This is a genomic window from Streptomyces sp. NPDC045287 (genome assembly GCF_056432325.1).
This window is the reverse complement of record NZ_JBWKJG010000047.1, coordinates 1-3,164: the sequence shown is the minus strand read 5'-3', so window position 1 is coordinate 3,164 and position 3,164 is coordinate 1. Positions and strand designations below refer to the sequence as shown.

Here is a 3,164-nt window from a genome sequence, read left to right as displayed (position 1 = left end):
CGGCGGGATGGCGGCGGCGCGCCGGCGCCGCCGGGCGGCCGCGCCGCGGGGCGGGCACCAGCGGCGGCCCGGCGGGGACACGACAGCAGCGGGCAACAACGGGGACGGCACGGCGGAGGCGGACAGCACAGCAACGCGGGACGGGCACCAGCGGCACCGCGGACGGCATAGGACCGCGACGGCACGGCGGCAGCGGCACGGCCGAGACCCAGGGCGACGGCAGGGTGTCGGTGCGGCGGCCCGGCAGGGACAGGACAGCAGCGGCGCGGCCCGCAGCAGGACCACGAAGCGGCAGGACGACGGTACCGCGGGCGGCACACCAGGACGCCGGACACGACGGACGGGCGGGCGGCCGTCAACGGTGGAACGCCGAACGAACCGGCACAGTCGCGAGCGCCGGCGCCCACCCTCGCCAGCCCGGCACCTTCCCCAGCCGGACGACGCCGCAGCGGCACGGCGGCCGGGCGGGACGGTCAGAACTCACGAAACTGAGACAGCATCACCCCTCACGCGATAACGCTCCACCACAGCGATGCTCTGCAGATCTCTCACCTCCAGAACAGTGACCTCTCAGCCCCGGAACAACCCACGACCAGCACCAACACCAACACCCCCCAAGCCACGCTGCCTCCCACCCCACTGTCACAAAACCGAAAGATCGCAACCGGGCCTCACGGGCCGTCGGCCGTGATCGCGCGAACGACTGCGCGTGCGACACCCGGTCTTGAACAATGTCTCCTGTGTACGTGTCTGCACTGTGGTGTGGAGGGAGGGCGATGCGTCCCGAAGAGACTTTGGACATCAAGCTGGCCTTCGCAGGTTGGTTCGCCAGCAAGCCGGCTGCGGAGCTGGCGGAGATGGAAGCCGAGGCTTACGCGAAGCAGGGGTTCAGCAACTCGCCGCAAGACGAGCTGGACAGTCTGCGTATCGCGCAGAACTACTGGGTGGCACCAGACATGGTCCGCATCGCGGAAGCGGCACAGGAATCACTACCTGACGAAGACGTTCTTCTTAAGGAGCCGCCCTCGAGTCATGGTTTCCTCGTGCTCGCTGAGCCCTTCACGATTCGGTGCGCGGATCAGGAGTGCGTGGATAACCACCCGTTTAACGGTTTGCGGTGGCGTCCTGTCCACCGAGTCCTTCCAGCTACCAAGTGGGCCGAGGAACAGCACGATGACGGAATCCTTATCCAATGGATGGGACCTGTCGGTAGTGAGGAGGAACGCCAGTTCTTCGGGTCACCTGTCGCGCCTGTGGGAAACGGAATGTTCATGCCGGCAGGTCGCCCTCTCCAGATGGCTCAGTCGGTAGAAATCGGAGCCATGCGCCCTGAGTCTGCTGTCCTGTGCCGATACGCACGCACCATGTGGACACTGATGCAGCAACCACTGGCAGCCGTCGGCGAGCTGGAAGCGGACCGCCCTCAGCGGAGGAGACTGCAACGGGCAGGACAGATACCCGCTGCTCCCGTGGCCATCGTCACCCTGCGACGCAAGACAGCAAAGGGTGGGAACAACGACGAGACCCAAGTGGTCGAGTGGTCTCACCGCTGGGTCGTCCGGGGACATTGGCGACGTCAATGGCACCCACGCCTACAAGCCCACCGCCCCATATGGATCAACGAGCACATCAAAGGACCGGACGACAAGCCGCTGCTGGTGCGCGAGAAAGTCATCACCTGGCGTCGTTAGAAGGAAGTGCCTCACGAACTGCCGTGTCACGCCGAAGGCCGGTCTGCGGCTGGACGAGCCCTACCACCCTTCTTCGGTGCGGGACTGGCTACAAGACGCGCGAGACGACGGAGGCGGTGGTCGGTGCGGTCACGGGTCCCCTGGCCGCACCCCGGACGCTGCGGCTGGGCCGGTACAACGACGAAGGGCGCCTTCAGACGTCGTTGCATTTGGCGTGGTGGGTAGTGTTCGGGCGTGACGGTTGTGGAGCGTCTCGTCCCGGACGGGCTGTGGGAGTTGTTTCAGCGGGCGGTGCCGGAGGCGCCGGTGCGTCCGCAGGGCGGTGGCCGACGTCGGTACGGAGACCGGGAGGTGCTGGCCGCGATCCTGTTCGTGGCTACCTCCGGGTGCACCTGGCGGCAGACGCCGGAGTCGTTCGGGCCGTCCTGGTCGACGGTGTACCGACGGTTTGTCAAGTGGAGCGAGGCCCGGGTGTGGGCCAAGCTCCACCGGCTGGTCCTCGATGAACTCGGGGCGAGCGGCGACCTTGACTGGTCTCGGTGCGCGGTCGACTCGGTGAACATGCGGGCGATGAAAGGGGGGTACTGACAGGCCCGAATCCCGTAGATCGCGGCAAGAAGGGATCAAAGATCCACTTGCTCACCGAGCAGACCGGTCTGCCCCTATCGATCGGCATCTCCGCCGCGAACACTCACGACAGCCTGGGACTTGAGCCTCTGGTGCGCGGTATACCACCGATCCGCTCCCGCCGCGGACCCAGGCGTCGCAGGCCCGCCAAGCTCCATGCCGACAAGGGCTACGACTACGACCACCTGCGGAAATGGCTCCGGAGCCGGAACATCACGCCCCGCATCGCTCGCCGGGGTATCGAGTCCTCAACCCGCCTGGGACGGCACCGCTGGACCGTCGAGCGCACCGTGAGCTGGCTGGGTGGCTTCCGCCGTCTGCACCGCCGCTACGAGCGCAAGGCCGAGCATTTCCTCGCCTTCGCCGGCATCGCCGCGGCCCTCACCCGCTACCGCCGTCTCGTGGCGTGAGGCAGCCGCCGACTGCTTGCGTCAGCGCCACTGCGGCGGGACGTTCGCCATCTGCTTCAGCAAGTCCCAGCCCTGGGCCTTCTGCTTGCGCTCTTCCGCCGAGTCGTGCCACGGGGCGCCGTGTCCGATCCAGTAACCGCGGTAGTTGCGCAGGCCCATGACGCTGGCATCGCCGACATCAGACTCGTTGCCGCAGCACGGGCAGATGGCCGCCGTCGGCCAGCCACCCTCCCAAAACACTTCGTCGTCGTATCCGCAGACCCGGCAGACGGTCTCTGTCTCGTCCTCCATGTTCACCTCGACCGCAGTCTATCGATAGCCGCCAAATGCAACGACGTCTAACGAGTTGGTGCGTGATAGCGGGTGAGGTGTCGGGTCTGGCAGGTGGCATGATCCGGGTGTGGTGATCATGGTCAATCGGGCGGTGCTGGCGCAT

Annotated in this window: 3 protein-coding genes; 2 read left to right on the top strand and 1 reads right to left on the bottom strand. The window is 66.8% G+C overall.

Going from position 1 to position 3,164, the window contains the following annotated elements; genetic code table 11:
* Nucleotides 1-776 precede the first annotated feature (776 nt).
* Together AC07D6_RS33480 and AC07D6_RS33475 are read left to right on the top strand one after the other, a co-directional pair.
* Nucleotides 777-1,691 (top strand): hypothetical protein, encoded by a 915-nt coding sequence (locus AC07D6_RS33480; protein WP_479050724.1) that lies wholly within the window; start codon nt 777-779, stop codon nt 1,689-1,691.
* 243 nt (nt 1,692-1,934) lie between these two features.
* A protein-coding gene (locus tag AC07D6_RS33475) for an IS5 family transposase (protein WP_479050728.1) occupies nt 1,935-2,728 on the top strand; the annotation gives its coding sequence in 2 pieces (ribosomal slippage) (nt 1,935-2,274 and nt 2,274-2,728; 795 coding nt in all).
* 21 nt (nt 2,729-2,749) lie between these two features.
* Here the strand turns inward: AC07D6_RS33475 and AC07D6_RS33470 are convergent.
* The gene (locus tag AC07D6_RS33470) at nt 2,750-3,019 is read right to left on the bottom strand and encodes a hypothetical protein (RefSeq protein WP_479050726.1); all 270 of its coding nucleotides are present in this window, start codon (nt 3,017-3,019) and stop codon (nt 2,750-2,752) included.
* Between the last annotated feature and the right edge of the window lie 145 nt (nt 3,020-3,164).

Coding starts and splice junctions, on each gene's coding strand:
- AC07D6_RS33480 (WP_479050724.1), top strand. CDS start 777: ATGCGTCCCGAAGAGACTTTGGACATCAAGCTGGCCTTCGCAGGTTGG.
- AC07D6_RS33470 (WP_479050726.1), bottom strand. CDS start 3,019: ATGGAGGACGAGACAGAGACCGTCTGCCGGGTCTGCGGATACGACGAC.